The 15,206-nt window shown below is 65.5% G+C and carries 12 protein-coding genes; 6 read left to right on the top strand and 6 right to left on the bottom strand.

All coding sequences use genetic code 11. From position 1 onward, the window contains the following. The first annotated feature begins 8 nt into the window (after positions 1–8). The 4 genes from ACVOLQ_RS09155 (at position 9) to ACVOLQ_RS09140 (ending at position 4,943) form a co-directional block, all read left to right on the top strand. Entirely contained in the window at positions 9–2,510 is a 2,502-nt protein-coding gene (locus ACVOLQ_RS09155) for a DNA topoisomerase I (protein WP_481527765.1), read from the top strand. A 228-nt stretch (positions 2,511–2,738) separates the two neighbouring features. Then, positions 2,739–3,299: an L-threonylcarbamoyladenylate synthase type 1 TsaC gene (gene tsaC / locus ACVOLQ_RS09150; protein ID WP_481527764.1), complete on the top strand. Its 561-nt coding sequence runs from the start codon at positions 2,739–2,741 to the stop codon at positions 3,297–3,299. Positions 3,300–3,654: 355 nt separating this feature from the next. After that, a complete protein-coding gene (locus tag ACVOLQ_RS09145) occupies positions 3,655–4,326 on the top strand; it encodes a DUF4124 domain-containing protein (RefSeq protein WP_481527763.1) in 672 nt (223 codons plus the stop codon). Next, a complete protein-coding gene (locus ACVOLQ_RS09140) occupies positions 4,326–4,943 on the top strand; it encodes a DUF4124 domain-containing protein (RefSeq protein ID WP_481527762.1) in 618 nt (205 codons plus the stop codon). The genes ACVOLQ_RS09145 and ACVOLQ_RS09140 overlap by 1 nt, the downstream gene beginning before the upstream one ends. Here the strand turns inward: ACVOLQ_RS09140 and ACVOLQ_RS09135 are convergent. After that, complete coding sequence (locus ACVOLQ_RS09135) at positions 4,931–5,707, bottom strand: SDR family oxidoreductase (RefSeq protein WP_313173647.1); 777 nt, start codon at positions 5,705–5,707, stop codon at positions 4,931–4,933. The two genes, ACVOLQ_RS09140 and ACVOLQ_RS09135, sit on opposite strands and share 13 nt — an antisense overlap. A 95-nt stretch (positions 5,708–5,802) precedes the next feature. Here ACVOLQ_RS09135 and ACVOLQ_RS09130 point away from each other — a divergent pair, with 95 nt between their 5' ends. Next, the gene (locus ACVOLQ_RS09130; RefSeq protein WP_313173646.1) at positions 5,803–6,033 is read left to right on the top strand and encodes a hypothetical protein; all 231 of its coding nucleotides are present in this window, start codon (positions 5,803–5,805) and stop codon (positions 6,031–6,033) included. Positions 6,034–6,266: 233 nt separating this feature from the next. Here the strand turns inward: ACVOLQ_RS09130 and sppA are convergent, their stop codons facing one another. From sppA to ACVOLQ_RS09110, 4 genes are all read right to left on the bottom strand, one after another. Further along, positions 6,267–8,174 (bottom strand): signal peptide peptidase SppA, encoded by a 1,908-nt coding sequence (gene sppA / locus ACVOLQ_RS09125; protein ID WP_481527761.1) that lies wholly within the window; start codon positions 8,172–8,174, stop codon positions 6,267–6,269. A 70-nt stretch (positions 8,175–8,244) separates the two neighbouring features. Further along, the gene (locus ACVOLQ_RS09120; RefSeq protein WP_481527760.1) at positions 8,245–9,609 is read right to left on the bottom strand and encodes an MATE family efflux transporter; all 1,365 of its coding nucleotides are present in this window, start codon (positions 9,607–9,609) and stop codon (positions 8,245–8,247) included. Positions 9,610–9,748: 139 nt separating this feature from the next. Next, complete coding sequence (locus ACVOLQ_RS09115) at positions 9,749–10,306, bottom strand: DUF3106 domain-containing protein (RefSeq protein ID WP_481527759.1); 558 nt, start codon at positions 10,304–10,306, stop codon at positions 9,749–9,751. Further along, positions 10,293–11,312 (bottom strand): hypothetical protein, encoded by a 1,020-nt coding sequence (locus tag ACVOLQ_RS09110; RefSeq protein ID WP_481527758.1) that lies wholly within the window; start codon positions 11,310–11,312, stop codon positions 10,293–10,295. The genes ACVOLQ_RS09115 and ACVOLQ_RS09110 overlap by 14 nt, the downstream gene beginning before the upstream one ends. 421 nt (positions 11,313–11,733) lie before the next feature. Here ACVOLQ_RS09110 and ACVOLQ_RS09105 point away from each other — a divergent pair, with 421 nt between their 5' ends. Next, positions 11,734–13,929 carry a primosomal protein N' gene (locus ACVOLQ_RS09105; protein WP_481527757.1) on the top strand — a complete coding sequence of 732 codons (2,196 nt, stop codon included), beginning with the start codon at positions 11,734–11,736 and terminating at the stop codon, positions 13,927–13,929. A 180-nt stretch (positions 13,930–14,109) separates the two neighbouring features. On the opposite strand, the gene ACVOLQ_RS09100 is transcribed toward ACVOLQ_RS09105, so the two are convergent. Then, positions 14,110–15,198 (bottom strand): serine hydrolase domain-containing protein, encoded by a 1,089-nt coding sequence (locus ACVOLQ_RS09100; protein ID WP_481527756.1) that lies wholly within the window; start codon positions 15,196–15,198, stop codon positions 14,110–14,112. Positions 15,199–15,206: the final 8 nt, after the last annotated feature.

Genomic DNA, 15,206 nt, shown 5'->3' with positions numbered 1-15,206 from the left:
GTACTGACATGCCCAAGCACCTGCTCATCGTCGAATCACCGGCCAAGGCCAAGACGATCAATAAATACCTCGGCAAGGACTACACGGTCCTGGCCTCGTATGGGCATGTGCGCGACCTGGTCCCCAAGGAAGGCGCGGTTGACCCCGAGAACGGGTTCGCCATGCGTTATGACCTGATCGAGAAGAACGAGAAGCACGTCGAAGCCATCGCCAAAGCCGCAAAGGGCGCCGATGACATCCTGCTGGCGACCGACCCGGATCGCGAGGGTGAAGCCATCAGCTGGCATATCGCCGAGATCCTGAAGCAGCGCGGCCTGTCCGATGGCAAGCCGATGCAGCGCGTGGTCTTCACCGAAATCACCCCGCGTGCGATCAAGGAAGCCATTGCCCAGCCGCGCGAGATCGCCTCGGACCTGGTCGATGCCCAGCAGGCACGGCGCGCGCTGGACTACCTGGTCGGCTTCAACCTGTCGCCGGTGCTGTGGCGCAAGGTGCAGCGTGGCCTGTCCGCCGGCCGCGTGCAGAGCCCGGCGCTGCGCATGATCGTCGAGCGCGAGGAAGAGATCGAAGCCTTCATCTCGCGCGAGTACTGGAGTATCGAGGCCGCCTGTGCGCATCCTTCGCAGCACTTCAATGCCCGCCTGATCAAGCTGGACGGACAGAAGTTCGAGCAGTTCACCATTACCGATGGCGACACCGCCGAGGCCGCGCGCCTGCGCATCCAGCAGGCGGCGCAGGGCGCGCTGCATGTCACCGATGTGGCCAGCAAGGAGCGCAAGCGCCGCCCGGCCGCGCCCTTCACCACCTCCACGCTGCAGCAGGAAGCCTCGCGCAAGCTCGGCTTCACCACCCGCAAGACCATGCAGGTGGCGCAGAAACTGTACGAAGGCGTGGCGATCGGCGACGAAGGCACCGTTGGCCTGATCACGTACATGCGTACCGACTCGGTGAGCCTGTCGCAGGACGCGCTGGCCGAGATCCGCGACGTGATTGCCCGCGACTACGGCATCAGCTCGCTGCCGGACAAGCCCAACACCTACACCACCAAATCCAAGAACGCGCAGGAAGCCCACGAAGCCGTGCGCCCGACCTCCGCGTTGCGTACCCCAGCGCAGGTGGGCAAGTACCTCACCGATGACGAGCGCAAGCTGTACGAGCTGATCTGGAAGCGCGCCGTCGCCTGCCAGATGATCCCGGCTACCTTGAACACCGTCAGCGTCGACCTGTCGGCCGGCAGCGAGCACGTGTTCCGCGCCAGCGGCACCACCGTGGTGGTGCCCGGCTTCCTTGCCGTGTACGAGGAAGGCAAGGACAGCAAGAGCGCCGAGGACGAGGACGAAGGCCGCAAGCTGCCGCTGATGAAGCCCGGCGACCGCGTGCCGCTGGACCGTATCGTCGCCGACCAGCATTTCACCCAGCCGCCGCCGCGCTACACCGAAGCGGCACTGGTCAAGGCGCTTGAGGAATACGGCATCGGCCGTCCGTCCACCTACGCCTCGATCATCCAGACCCTGCTGTTCCGCAAATACACCGAGATGGAAGGCCGCAGCTTCAAGCCAACCGACGTCGGCCGCGCGGTCAGCAAGTTCCTGTCCAGCCACTTCACCCAGTACGTCGACTACGACTTCACCGCCAAGCTCGAGGACGAGCTGGATGCGGTGTCGCGCGGCGAGGAAGAGTGGGTGCCGCTGATGGAACGCTTCTGGGGCCCGTTCAAGGAACTGGTCACCGACAAGAGCGAATCACTGGACCGCACCGATGCCGGCAGCGCGCGCGTGCTCGGCCCGGACCCGGTCAGCGGCAAGGACGTCACCGCTCGTATCGGCCGCTTCGGCCCGATGGTGCAGATCGGCACCGTCGATGATGAGGAAAAGCCCAAGTTCGCCTCGCTGCAGCCGGGCCAGAGCATCTACTCGATCAGCCTGGAAGAAGCACTCAAGCTGTTCGACATGCCGCGCAAGCTTGGCGCCGACGCCAATGGCGAGGAAGTCACCGTCGGCATCGGCCGCTTCGGCCCGTTCGCCAAGCGCGGCAGTACCTATGCCTCGCTGACCAAGGAAGACGATCCCTACAAGATCGACCTGGCCCGCGCCGTGTTCCTGATCGAAGAGAAGGAAGAAATCGCCCGCAACCGCATCATCAAGGAGTTCGAGGGTTCGGACATCCAGGTGTTGAACGGTCGCTTCGGCCCCTACATCAGCGACGGCAAGATGAACGGCAAGATTCCCAAGGACCGCGAACCCGCCTCGCTGACCCTGGCCGAAGTCGAGCAGCTGATGGCCGAAACCGGCAAGCCGGTGCGCAAGGGCTTCGGCAAGAAGGCCGCCAAGAAGACCACGGTCAAGAAGGAAGCCGCACCGAAGAAGGCCGCCGCGAAGAAGGCTACGGCCAAGAAGACGGCCACCAAGAAAGCCGCGACCAAAAAGACCGCGGCGAAGAAGGCCACCAAGAAGACCGTCGCCAAGAAGGCAGTGAAGAAGTCGGCCGCCGACGACGCACCGCCGTTCTGAACCTGCACTTCCTTCTCCCTCCGGGAGAAGGTGTCCGAAGGACGGATGAGGGTAGGCTTTGCTCCCGAGGGTGGGAACCAGCACTGCTACTGCTTTCATCTCCCCTCCCCCGCCAACAAGCGGATAATCAGCAGTACCCGCAGCAGGCCGCCCACCGGGCGGCCTTTGCTTTGCGTCCTTTCGCGGACCAGCGCCATCGAACGCGCTGGCCCTCCAACGGTGCTGACCATGCTCGAACTCGACCTGCACAGCGTCGTCCCGGCCCTTCAAGCCGGCGGCGTGATCGCCTACCCGACCGAAGCGGTCTGGGGCCTGGGCTGTGATCCTTCCAACGAAACCGCGGCGATGAAGCTGCTGGCGCTGAAACAGCGCCCGGTCGAGAAAGGCATGATCCTGATCGCCGCCAGTCCGGCGCAGTTGGAGGGTTGGGTGCAGCTGGATGCCTTGGCAGACGATCGCCGGCAAGTGGTGCTGGAAAGCTGGCCCGGCGCCAACACATGGATCGTCCCGGCCGGCCCACGTGCGCCACACTGGATTACTGGCGAGCACACCGGCATCGCGGTACGGGTCAGCGCGCATCCGCTGGTACAGGCCCTGTGCAAGGCCTGGGGCGGCCCGCTGGTATCAACCAGTGCCAACCTCGCCGGCGAGCCCCCGGCGCGCTCCCGTGAGCAGCTGGACCCTGCCCTGCTGGTCCTGCTGGATGGCCTGCTGGACGGGGCCACCGGCGGCCTTGCCCAACCGACCCGCATCCGCGTGGCCGCCACTGGCGAAGTCCTGCGCGACTGAGCGCCAAGCGCGTCACCCGTAGTGCCGAACCATGCTCGGCAGGAGCTTCACCGGCAAAGCCACAGCCGAGCATGGCTCGGCGCTACAGGGCAATACCGGCAATACCGGCAATACCGGCAATACCGGCAATACCGGCAATACCTGAAAAGCCTACCCCTCCCCAACCCTCCCCTTGGCTACGCCAAAGGGAGGGAGCAAAAACGTAGTGCCGAGCCATGCTCGGCAGGGGCTTCACCGGCAAAGCCTCAGCCGAGCATCGCTCGGCGCTACAGGAGCGAGACCCCGCATTGTCAGCTTGGCGGCTGACGCCGCTCCCACAACCACACTATCGCTGCCGTCATGGCACACTGCCGGCATGCGCGCTCGCCTGCCCCTGCTCGGTTGCCTGATCTGGTTGCCCGGTGCGGCCATGGCGGTTGACCCGCCTCCCGCCAGCCCGGCAGACAATGTCCGCATCTACCGCTGTGTCGGCAGCAACGGCGCGGTGTCGCTGCAGGATGCGCCCTGCACCAAGGCCGCCCAGCAGCAGGTGCTGGATATGACGCGACCGAAAGATCCACCACCGCGGCAGGCCACCACAGCACCGACACCTACAACCGCAGCAGTGATCCAGCGCGAAGTGCGGGTAGTCACGGTGCAGCCGCCGCAGCCGATGTACGAATGCGTCACCAGCGAAGGCGAGCGCTATACCAGCGACAACAACGACGGCAATCCGCGCTGGGTACCGACCTGGGGCTACGCCTACCCGAGCCACCACGGTCCCGGCCACGGCGGTCCACACCCGCCGCGACCACCCGCTGGCGGCGGCATCCCGTGGCAAGCCGGCGTCGCGGTTCCGATGGGTTCGGTGCTGGTGCGCGACAGCTGCCATGCGCTGCCACCGCAGGAAGTCTGCGCGCGGCTGCGCGACCGGCGCTGGGAACTGATCCGCCGTTACAACAGCGCGTTGCAGAGCGAGCGCCAGCAATTGATGCGCGAACAACGCGGCATCGACGCGCGGCTTGAACAGGATTGCGGGGGAACCTGATGCGCTGCCTGGTCGCATTGTTGATGCTTGCCAGTGCCTCGGCGCAGGCCGGCGAGATCGTGTTCTACCGCTGCACCGATGCCAGCGGGGCACTCACCGTGCAGAACATGCCGTGCCCGAAGGGCATGCAAACACAGAGCCGAAAAGTCATGCAGGCCGTGGAAACCCCGCCTCCACCGCCACCGCTTGCAGTCCCGCTCCCTCCAGCGCTGCCGCAATTGATGGCAGCGCCCGTTGTCGCGCCGCCGGAACCGGCGAAGCCAGTGGTGGTGGCCCCGCCACCGGTACCGCTGCCCGACCTGTTCCAATGTCGCACCCGCGAAGGCCAGACCTATTTCAGCGAAAGCAGTGAGCCACCCTCACGCTGTGTGGCGATGCAGGTCACCGGTCTGGATGGCAACCCGAACACCGGTGCCGGTGAGGCCTGCGAGGTCATGCGCGACACCTGCACGGCGATCGACCCGGCGCAGCGCTGCGCCACCTGGCAACAATGGGTCAACGAGGCGGAGTCGGCATGGCGCTTTGCAGCCGCCAGCCAGGCCGAGCAGCTGCAAAAGCACCATCAACGCCTGCAGTCACTGTTTGAAGGCAGCGACTGCAGCATTCAGAAGCCGTAGCGCAGGAAACCACCGTCCACCGCGATGCATTCGCCGGTGACATAGCTCGATGCCGGCAGGCACAGGAAGCCCACCGCAGCGGCCACCTCTTCCGGTTCACCGATGCGCCGCATCGGCGTGCGCGCGATCACTTCATCGTAGTAGTCGGCATCGGACAACGGCCCGGAAGTACGCCGGGTGCGGATGTACCACGGCGCCACCGCGTTGACGCGGATGCCATCCTCGGCCCACTCGCAGGCCAGGTTGCGGGTCATCTGCTGCATCGCCGCCTTGGTCATGCCGTAGACCACGCCACTGCGCACGTGGGTGATGCCGGAGACGCTGCCGACATTGACGATGGCCGAGGAGGCATGCCGGGTCAGCAGCGGGTGCGCATAGCGGCACAGCTCGAAGGCCGAGAACAGGTTGGTCTCGAAGATTCCGCGCCACTCATCCTCGGAGTATTCGATTGCCGGCTTGGTGATGTTGCCGCCGGCATTATTGACCAGGATGTTCAGGCCATCACTGTGGTCTTCGACCCAATCAAGGATCTCCTGCCGATCCTGGTCATCGCTGACGTCGGCTGACAGGGCGTGGATGGCACGTTCGGGAAACGCATCAGCCAGTTCATCGCGTGCGGTTTCCAGCGCATCGCTGTCGCGCCCGACGATCAGCACATCGGCACCGAAACCCAGCAGTTCACCTGCGATAGCCAGGCCGATGCCGGCACTGGCACCGGTGACCAAGGCGGTTTGCCCATCCAGGCGCCAACGCTGCGGGTTCATTGTGTTTCCTCATCGATGCGGGGGGCGGCGCCCATGAAAGGACGCTGCGGGAAGATGGGGCTAGGATAGCTGCCTGAGCCCAGCGGAGCATGCCAATGAAGCGCTTTTCCCTGTTGATCCTGCCATTGCTGCTTGCCCTGGCAGCGTGCAAGCCACAAGCGCCGGATACCGAGCGCCGTCCTGACCCGCAGGCCACCGCTCTGCGTGATGCGATGAAGAAGGACCTGGATCAGGCCAAGGCCACCGCAGCAGCGGCCGAGCAGGCCAGCAAGGCGCAGCAGGCCGAGTTGGATGCGGCAATTGGCGGCACCGAGACCGCCAAGTAGAGCGCGTCACCTGTAGTGCCGAGCCATGCTCGGCAGGGGCTTTACCGCAAAGATCCCTGTAGTGCCGAGCCATGCTCGGCATTGGGGCTTCCCGGGAAAGCCTCTGCCGAGCATGGCTCGGCACTACAGCGCACTGCTTGGAAAGCCTCCGCCGAGCATGGCTCGGCACTACAGAGCAGAAACAACAACGCCGCCCAACGGCGGCGTTGTTGTTGCACATCACGCAGGCGCGCTTACAAGCCGCAGAAGCAATACGCCAGCGACTTCACCGGTGCGCCATTGCGGTCCTTCACTGCGTCCTCGACGAAGCGCAGCTGGGTGTCCAGCTCCGGCATCTGCTTGGCAATCAGCATGCGCGCAATGCCCGAGTCGGCCAACATCCAGGCGCCTGCGCGGCTGCCGGCAAAGCCGGTCATGAACTGCGCGAACGGGGTCGCAGCCTTCTCGATGTAGCGCACGCGGAACTTGTCGCCTTCACCAAGCTTGGCGCGCTCTGCCGCAAAGGCAACGGCCGCCTTCAAACCACCGAAGGCATCCACCAGGCCGCGCTCCTTGGCCTGCGCACCGCTCCACACGCGGCCGCGTGCGACTTCATCCACCGCTTCAACCGGCTTGTTGCGTGCCGCTGCCACCTTGCCGGTGAAATCGGCATAGCCCTTGTTGATCACCGACTGGATCACCTGGCCAACGGCCGGGTCCATCGGCCGGGTCACGTCGAACGCACCCGCAAAACGGGTGGTGCCGACACCGTCGGTGTGCACGCCGATCTTGTCCAGGCTGCGGGCGAAGTTCGGGATCATGCCGAAGATGCCGATCGAGCCGGTGATGGTGGATTCGTCGGCATAGATGCGGTCGGCGTTCATGCTGATCCAGTAACCACCGGATGCAGCCATGTCACCCATCGACACCACCACCGGCTTGCCGGCGGCCTTGAGCGCTTCCACTTCACGGCGGATCTGCTCGGAGGCGAACACTTCGCCACCCGGCGAGTCCACGCGCAGCACCACGGCCTTCACGTCGTCGTCGTCGCGTGCCTCGCGCAGCAGCGCCGAGGTCGAGACGCCGCCGATACGGCCAGCCGGCAGGTCACCACCGGAGATCTCACCTTCGGCCACCACCACGGCTACCTGCGGACGCGAGTCCATCGGCGAGCGGCGTGCGTCGAGTTGGGTCAGGTAGTCGCCCAGGCCAATCTGGCGGTAGCCACCGTCAGCATCGCCATCGGCCACGCCGCGCTCGGTGAGCAGTGCGTCCACTTCCTCGCGGGTCTTCAGACCGTCCACCAGCTTCTGCTGCAGGGCGAAGCGGGCCAGGTCACCTTCGGCGGCGGCAATGCCTTCGGGCAGGGTGTCGATGCCGGCGGCCAGCTGCGCGGCGTCGAGCTTGCGTGCCTTGGCGATGTCGCCCAGGTAGCGCTGCCACACGTCGTTCATCCAGAACAGGTCGGCTTCCTTGGCCTGCGGCGAGGCGGCGTCGAGCACATAGGGCTCAGCCGCGGACTTGAACTCGCCCACCTTGAACAGGTGCACGTCCACGCCCAGCTTGTCCTGCAGGCCACTGCGGAAGTACTGGCGATAACGGCCCAGGCCTTCCAGCAACAGGCCGCCCATCGGGTCGAGGTAGACCTCATCGGCCTGCGCGGCCAGCAGGTACTGCGACTGGCCCATGTTTTCGCTGAAGGCCACGACCTGCTTGTTGGCCGCACGCAGATCCTGCAACGCGGCGGTCACTTCACGCATCGAAGCGAAACCACTGGGCTGCAGCTTGTCCAGCTGCAGCACCACGCGGTTGATCTTCTTGTCGTCCTTGGCCGCTTCGATGGCGCGGATCAGATCGCGCAGCTGCAGCTCTTCGGCATTGGTTTCACCCAGTGCCTTGCCCAGCGCGCGGCTGAGCGGGTCGGTGCTGTACTGCTCGACCAGACGGCCTTCCGGCGCGATCACCAGGGTGGTGCCTTCCTGCAGCACCGTCGTCGACGAAGCACCCTTGCCCACGGCAACCATCAAGCCGATCAGGATCAGGAACAGCAAGCCGAAGAACAGCAGGTTGAGGATCAACCGACGGGTGAAGTTCATCACGTCCCAGATGCCGATGAAGAAGCTGGCAACGGGATTGCGGCGTGGCACAGGAGGGGGATTCATGGACGCTCCGATTGGGGCTGGTTGCAAGTCAGGATACGCATAACCGGACGCAGCCGGCATGGCCTTTAAGTCAGGGGGCGCCCTGACGGATCAGCCGGCCGCTGCTGACCCGCAGCCGCCAGCCCAACAGCACCGCCGCCACGGTCAAGCCCATGATCAGGCCGATCCACATGCCCTGCGGGCCCCAGCCCAGGCCAAGGCCCAGTCCGGCGCCCAGCGGCATGCCCACGCCCCAGTAGGCGAACATGGCGATGAACATCGGCACGCGGGTGTCCTTGAGTCCGCGCAGGGCACCCGCTGACAGCACCTGGATGCCATCGGGGATCTGGAAGGTGGCCGCATACAACAACAAGGTGGAGGCCAAAGCGGCCACCGCAAGGTCATCGGTATACAGCCCCACCACCGCGTCATGGCCCAGCAACAAGGCGGTGATCGACACCAGCTGGGTCACCAGCACGATGGCGTAGCCGGCCCAGGTGGCGCGGCGCACGCCGAGCGGATCGTTGCTGCCGACCGCATGGCCGACGCGCACGGTGGTGGCCTCGGCCACGCCCATCGGGATCATGAAGCACAGCTGTGCCACGTTGATCGCGATCTGGTGGGCGCTGGCCTCGGTGGCACCGATACGGCCAATCAACAACGCGGTGATGATGAACAGACCGCCTTCCATCAGCACGGTGATGCCGATCGGCAGGCCGGTACGCAGCAGGTCCCAGATCGCGCGCGGGCGCGGCAGTTCGAAATGACTGAACAGCTGCAGGTGGGCGAAGCGCTTGGTGGTCCACAGGTAGGTGGCGAAGGCCAGCGCCTGCACCCACATGGTCACCGAGGAGGCGATACCCAGGCCGGCGGCTCCCAGCTCGGGGAAGCCGAACTTGCCGTTGCACAGCGCATAGCCCAGCGGCCCGAGCACCAGCAGGCCACCGAAGCCGATCAGCATGGTCGGCAGGGTCCAATGCATGCCTTCACTGAGGTAGCGCATGCAGAAGTACAGGGTCAGCGCCGGTACGCCCCAGCGGATGGCATGCAGGAAGTCGGTGGCACCCGGCACGATCTCGGGGGCGATACCGAATGCCGGCAGGAAGGCCGGCACCACGCTGAGGAACAGGAACATCAGCGCGCTCAGGCCTACACCCAACCACAGCGCCTGGCGGAACAAGGGGCCGATCTCACGGTCACGGCCAGCGCCGTGCAGCTGCGACACCGAGGCGGTGAGCGAGATCAAGGTGCCGATCGGCACCAGCATCGGCAGCCATAGCAGCGCCGTACCAATACTGACCGCAGCAAAGGTATCGGTGCCGTGGTGGCCGGCGATGGTGTTGTCGACAAAGGCGATCAGACCGGTGGAAACGTGGCCCAGCACCAGCGGCAGGGCGAGCAGACCGGTCGTCCGCACTTCCTGCAGGAAGCGCGGCGTAGCGGGAGACATGGACATAAGAGCAACAGACGCGGACTGCGGCCGGCGCAGGAAGCGCACAGATGCCGGGTCGCGGGCCGCCCATTCTAGCGTGGCAACGGTGTTGCAGCCCCGCACCGCGGATGAACAGCGGATGCGAGGCGCCACGGCGGGGGCGTCAGCGGCCTACCTTCTCGCGCAGCCAGGCATCGCGCTGCGCCGGTGCCAATGCCAGCAGTTGGGTCCGCAGTTCGTTGCGCTGCTGCGGCGGGGTGCGCTGTGAGATCAGGCTCAACTGCTCCAGCTGTGAGGCATCAAGCTCTCGCAGCAGCGCGATCACCGGCTCGCGTTCGGCCGCGGGCAGGTAACCGAACAAGGGCTGCAGGCGTGGGTACAACACCCCCAGCTGCGGTCCCAGCAACCAGCCATCGCGATGCATCTGGTCAATGCTCATGTAGCGCGCACGCAGCGCCTGCCGCTGTGCATCCGGCTGTGCAGCGAGCGCGGCCGCGGCCTGGCGGATGCGCTGTTGTTCGGCGGCCGGCAGCGTCTGCCAGGCGGCGTAGCGGCTACGAAGCTCACGCTTCTGCGCCACGCTCATCGCTGCCCAGCTGTTGTGCGGCGTGGCTGCACTGGTGCCCGCCGGCAGGCCCGGCAATGCGGTCGGCGCGGCGGCATGCAGCGGCAATACGACGGCCAGGAGCAGACCGGCCCAGCCCCACTTATTCATCGGCATCGCTCGTCTCCAACGCTGCGCCGGCCGGTTCCGGCCGGCTCGGCTGCGGCTGCGATTCATCCACCGGCATCGGACCACCAGCGGCATACCAGGCATAGAAATCCGCGTCGCGGGCCAGCGCCAGGGCGGGATCGGCCAGCATCGCCGCATCGGCAGCGGCATGCGGATCCTCGCCCGGCCCCGCCGGGGTGCTGTCGTCGGGCAGCGGTTCCACCTGCACCGGGCCGTTGTCGACAAGACCACCGCCACTGCCCGGATCAGCGCCCACCACCGTATGCGAACGCCACCACCACAATGCCACCATCGCCAGCAACAGCAGCGGCAGGCAAAGCAGCAGCCAGGTGCGCAGCGTCCACGGACGGGCCTGCTTGCGTCGCCCTGCGGGTTTGCGACGGCGCCCGTCCTCCTTGCGCGCAGTGCTGGCAGCCGCAGCGGCAGGTACCGACGGCGACGGCATTGCACCGGTAATGACCGACTCGCGCAGCTGCTCCAGCTGCTGCAGGCGCGGTGGTGACAGGTCGCGGATCCGTGCCTGCACCTGCTCGGCCAAGGCGCGCCAACTGGCGGCATCCGGACGGCCACCAGCATCCAGCGGGCAGGCTCCCGCCAAGGCTTGCCGGTAAGCCTCCGCATCCACACCCAGCACGGCCGAGGCCGCCGCTTCATCCAGACCGGCACCAATCCGCAGCAGCAAGGCCAGGCGCTCACCCGCTGCCAGCGTGGCCAGGTGCGCCACCTCCGGCGCCCAGTTACCTGGGCCGGCAGGCTTCAACAATTGCGGGGTGCTGCACAGCAGGCCCCAGAAACGGGCCGGCCATTCCACCATCAACAGTTGCGAGGCAGGCCCGACAAAGGCCCGCATGGCCACTGCCACCGCGCGTTCACCGACGGTGACATCACCGGCCTGCAATTCAGCAACGACCAGAGCACGACGTTCCACGCCGCGTAAAAAGGCGGACAGAGCATTGGCTGCGGCCGGCGAGAGAGGGGCTGGTGCAGCCATCATGTGAACTCCGTCATGCCGTGATGATACCCAGCGCACACCCGGCTGCCGACGCCCCGAGGCACTACCGGACCGATTTTGCAAGCCTCTGCAACAACTTGTGCACAGCGTCAATACGCCATGACAAGGCCAGCATGCAAGCCGCCGTGAGACTGTATTTCTTTTTTGTTTCACGGATAACTTGTTGATTTCAAACAGCTAATTGATGTGGCTATTTTTTGACCAAGTTGACCCAAAGGCTTGATCCATCGCCGTGCACGCGTGGAGCACATTGCTCACCCACAGAGTTATCCACAGGAAATGTGGATAACAATAAATCTTCATGCGCAGCCAGCGTTTACGCCGCATTTATGCAGGACTTCACAGGGTCTGGATGCAGGTGAATGGCGGCAGCCAAACCCGCCGCTACCGCTAAACTTGGCCCATGCCTGCCTGCCCCACCCTGCGCCTCGCCCTGCCGGTCCCCCTGCCGCAGCTGTTCGACTACCTGCCGCCCGTTGGCAGCGCTGTGCCCCAGGCCAGCGATGTGGGACGTCGGTTGCGGGTGCCGTTCGGCCCGCGCGAACTGATAGGGGTGGTCGAGGCCATTGGCCAGGTCGATGACCCGGCTGCGCTGAGGCCGGCCCTGCAATGGCTGGATGAGGCCCCCGTGCTGCAGGGCGAGCTCAGCACGTCGATGCGCTGGCTGGCCCGCTACACCCACGCGCCGGTGGGCGAGGTGATCGCCACCGCACTGCCGGCCCCATTGCGCCGCGGCGAACCACTGCCCGACACCCATGGCTGGGCCTGGCAGCTGACCGAAGCTGGTCACGCCGGCTACGGGCGCCTGCGCAGCGGCACCCGTCCGCACCGGTTGGCCACGCTGCTGCTCGGCGGTGCGGTCAATGAAGACCTGCTCGACGCACAGCTGGAAGACTGGCGCAGCGCCGCGCGCGCGCTGCTCAAGCGCGAACATGCGCAGCGCATCGAAGTCGCGGCGGTAATCCCGCAGGCCCGGATCCAACCCGGCCCGCAACCCAACCCGCAACAGCAGCTGGCCATCGACGCCTTGCAGGCGGCCGATGGCTTCCAGCCCTTCCTGCTCGATGGCGTCACCGGCAGTGGCAAGACCGAGGTCTACCTGCAGGCGATCTGCCACTGCCTGCAGCAAGGCAAGCAGGCGCTGGTGCTGGTGCCTGAGATCGGCCTGACCCCGCAGACCCTGCAGCGTTTCCGCAGCCGCCTGGGCATTCCGGTGCATGCATTGCATTCGGGTTTGAACGACAACGAACGTGCACGCGTCTGGGCAGCTGCCTCACGCGGCGAAGCACGGGTGATCGTCGGCACCCGCTCGGCGATTTTCACACCACTGCCGCAGGCCGGCCTGATCGTCATCGACGAGGAGCACGACGGCAGCTACAAACAGCAGGATGGCATCCGTTACCACGCACGCGATTTCGCCATGGTGCGTGGCAAGGCCTTGAACGTGCCGGTGGTGCTGGGCAGTGCAACGCCATCATTGGAATCCCTGCACAACGCACGCAGCGGTCGTTATACGCACCTGCGCCTGCAACAACGCGCCGGTGATGCCAAGCCGCCGGGCGTGCGCGTATTCGATGTGCGCAAGCGGCCGCTGCAGGATGGTCTGTCACCGGAAGTGCTGGTCGGCATCGAGCAGCACCTGAAGGCCGGCAGCCAGGTGTTGGTGTTCAAGAACCGTCGCGGTTATGCGCCGGTGCTGCTCTGCCATGACTGCGGCTGGACCGCGCCATGCAAACGCTGCAGCACGCCGCTGCACAAGACACCGATGACCGTGCATGGGGGCGGTCGCCGCCTGCAGTGCCACCACTGCGGCGCCCGCCAACCGGTACCATTGGCCTGCCCCGACTGCGCCAGCCTGGCGCTGCAACCGCAGGGTATTGGCACCGAGCGCCTGGAAGAACGGCTGCTGCAGTTGTTCCCGGACTACCCGGTGCTGCGCATCGACCGCAGCACCACCAGCCGCCGCGATGCACTGGAACAGACGCTGGCAACGCTGGGCGACCAACCCGGCATCCTGGTTGGCACACAGATCCTGGCCAAGGGCCACGACCTGCCGAAGCTGACCCTGGTGGTTGTGGTTGGCATTGATGAAGGCCTTTTTTCTGCCGACTTCCGCGCCAGCGAAAAGCTGGCACAACAGTTGATCCAGGTTGCCGGACGCGCTGGTCGCGCCGAACGCCCCGGCGAGGTCTGGCTGCAGACCCATCACCCGGACAATGCTTTGCTGCACACCTTGGTCAACGGCGGCTACCACGCCTTTGCCGATGCCGAATTGCTGCAACGCGAAGCGGCCGGATTTCCGCCGTTCGCGCACATGGCCCTGCTGCGGGCCGAAGCCAAACAGGTGGAGCAGGCCAATGAATTCCTTACCGCGCTCAAGCACCTGCTTCCCAAGCAAAACGATGTCGAACGCTTTGGACCCATGCCGGCACCAATGCCGCGACGCGCCGGTTTCCAACGCACGCAGTTGCTGCTGTCGGCCGATCAGCGGCGACCGCTGCATGCAGCGCTGGACGGACTGATGTTGCAGGCCTATGGCTTGCCGCAGGCGCGGCGTGTGCGCTGGTCGCTGGATGTCGACCCGATGGATCTGTACTGAGGGCTGTCGGAGCCTGCAGAGCCGAGCCATTTTCGGCTGAGGCATTACCGGTGAAGCCTCTTGCCGAGCATGGCTCGGCACTACGCTGGTTTTGCTTGGAAGGCCCCTGCCGAGCATGGCTCGGCACTACGTTGGTTTTGCTTGGAAGGCCCCTGCCGAGCATGGCTCGGCACTACGCTGCTATCTGTAAAAATCGGCGATCTGTGCGGTGAACTGCTGTGGGTTGGCACCGACCAGGTTGGTCAACACCACGACCGCCAAGCCTTCATCCGGGTAAACCAGCAACGCCGCGCGTGCGCCTCCGAAGCTGCTGATCTGGCGCCGCCCCTGCGCTTCGGACACCGGCCAACCTGCTGACCAGGCACCGACACTGCCGTCGTTCAAACGCTCAGGTGTCCACATGCGTGCAAGGCTGTCCGCGCGCAACAGGCGATACTGCAGCAAGGCAACCAACCATTGCGCCAGCTCCCCAGCGCTGATCTGGATGCCGCCACCTGCCCATAGTCCATGGGGCATGTCGTAGAACCAGTGTGACAATCTTCGCGGCGCATCGGCCGCATCGCTACTACGTGGGAAATAGCTGTAGATCGTTGCCGCATTCGGCACCAGATCGTAGCTGTCGCCGAACGTGATGTGGCGCATTCCCAACGGCTCGAACTGACCAGCGGCCAGGTGGTCCTCGTAGGCTTTGCCACTGCGCTGGATGATGATCCTGGCCAGCAAGCCATAGTTGGTCTGGTTGTAGACGAACTGCGCGCCGGGCACCGCCTGCATCGGCTGCTGCTCCACCACTTGCCAGGCCTGTGCTTCGGAGCCACCGCCTACAAGTCCATCCGCATCGACGATGTCCGGCAGGCCGGAGGTGTGCGCAAGCAACTGGCGTACGCGGATGCCTTGCCATGCGGCCGGCAGCTGCTGCAGGTAGGTGGATACCGGAGCATCGAGATCCACCTTCCCCGCCTCGACCAGTTGCATGATCGCCACCCCGGTAAACGCCTTTGTCGCCGAGTTGATCGGAAACAGGGTGCTCGATGTCGCCACCACCTTGTTCTCCACGTTGGCCAGGCCATGCGCTTCGGAGAACACCACGCGGCCGTCCTTGACCACCGCCACCTGCATGCCGGGAATACCGCGCTCCTTCATCGTCACCGCGATGAAGCGGCGCGCCGCCTCATCTGCAGCTTCGCGCGTTGCAGCGAGTGCGGATGGAGGATGGAAGAGAAGCACGGCTAGCAGGCACAGCAGGACGCGTGGTGCGGCAAATTGCATTGTCTGGT

This window comes from Stenotrophomonas sp. STEN031 (genome assembly GCF_056759975.1).
The sequence above is the reverse complement of the archived record's forward strand: the minus strand, read 5'-3'. Positions and strand labels throughout refer to the sequence as shown.

What these genes read in the sequence shown, in the direction of transcription:
- ACVOLQ_RS09155 (WP_481527765.1), top strand. Translation starts at nt 9, where the DNA reads ATGCCCAAGCACCTGCTCATCGTCGAATCACCGGCCAAGGCCAAGACG.
- tsaC (WP_481527764.1), top strand. Translation starts at nt 2,739, where the DNA reads ATGCTCGAACTCGACCTGCACAGCGTCGTCCCGGCCCTTCAAGCCGGC.
- ACVOLQ_RS09145 (WP_481527763.1), top strand. Translation starts at nt 3,655, where the DNA reads ATGCGCGCTCGCCTGCCCCTGCTCGGTTGCCTGATCTGGTTGCCCGGT.
- ACVOLQ_RS09140 (WP_481527762.1), top strand. Translation starts at nt 4,326, where the DNA reads ATGCGCTGCCTGGTCGCATTGTTGATGCTTGCCAGTGCCTCGGCGCAG.
- ACVOLQ_RS09135 (WP_313173647.1), bottom strand. Translation starts at nt 5,707, where the DNA reads ATGAACCCGCAGCGTTGGCGCCTGGATGGGCAAACCGCCTTGGTCACC.
- ACVOLQ_RS09130 (WP_313173646.1), top strand. Translation starts at nt 5,803, where the DNA reads ATGAAGCGCTTTTCCCTGTTGATCCTGCCATTGCTGCTTGCCCTGGCA.
- sppA (WP_481527761.1), bottom strand. Translation starts at nt 8,174, where the DNA reads ATGAATCCCCCTCCTGTGCCACGCCGCAATCCCGTTGCCAGCTTCTTC.
- ACVOLQ_RS09120 (WP_481527760.1), bottom strand. Translation starts at nt 9,609, where the DNA reads ATGTCCATGTCTCCCGCTACGCCGCGCTTCCTGCAGGAAGTGCGGACG.
- ACVOLQ_RS09115 (WP_481527759.1), bottom strand. Translation starts at nt 10,306, where the DNA reads ATGCCGATGAATAAGTGGGGCTGGGCCGGTCTGCTCCTGGCCGTCGTA.
- ACVOLQ_RS09110 (WP_481527758.1), bottom strand. Translation starts at nt 11,312, where the DNA reads ATGATGGCTGCACCAGCCCCTCTCTCGCCGGCCGCAGCCAATGCTCTG.
- ACVOLQ_RS09105 (WP_481527757.1), top strand. Translation starts at nt 11,734, where the DNA reads ATGCCTGCCTGCCCCACCCTGCGCCTCGCCCTGCCGGTCCCCCTGCCG.
- ACVOLQ_RS09100 (WP_481527756.1), bottom strand. Translation starts at nt 15,198, where the DNA reads ATGCAATTTGCCGCACCACGCGTCCTGCTGTGCCTGCTAGCCGTGCTT.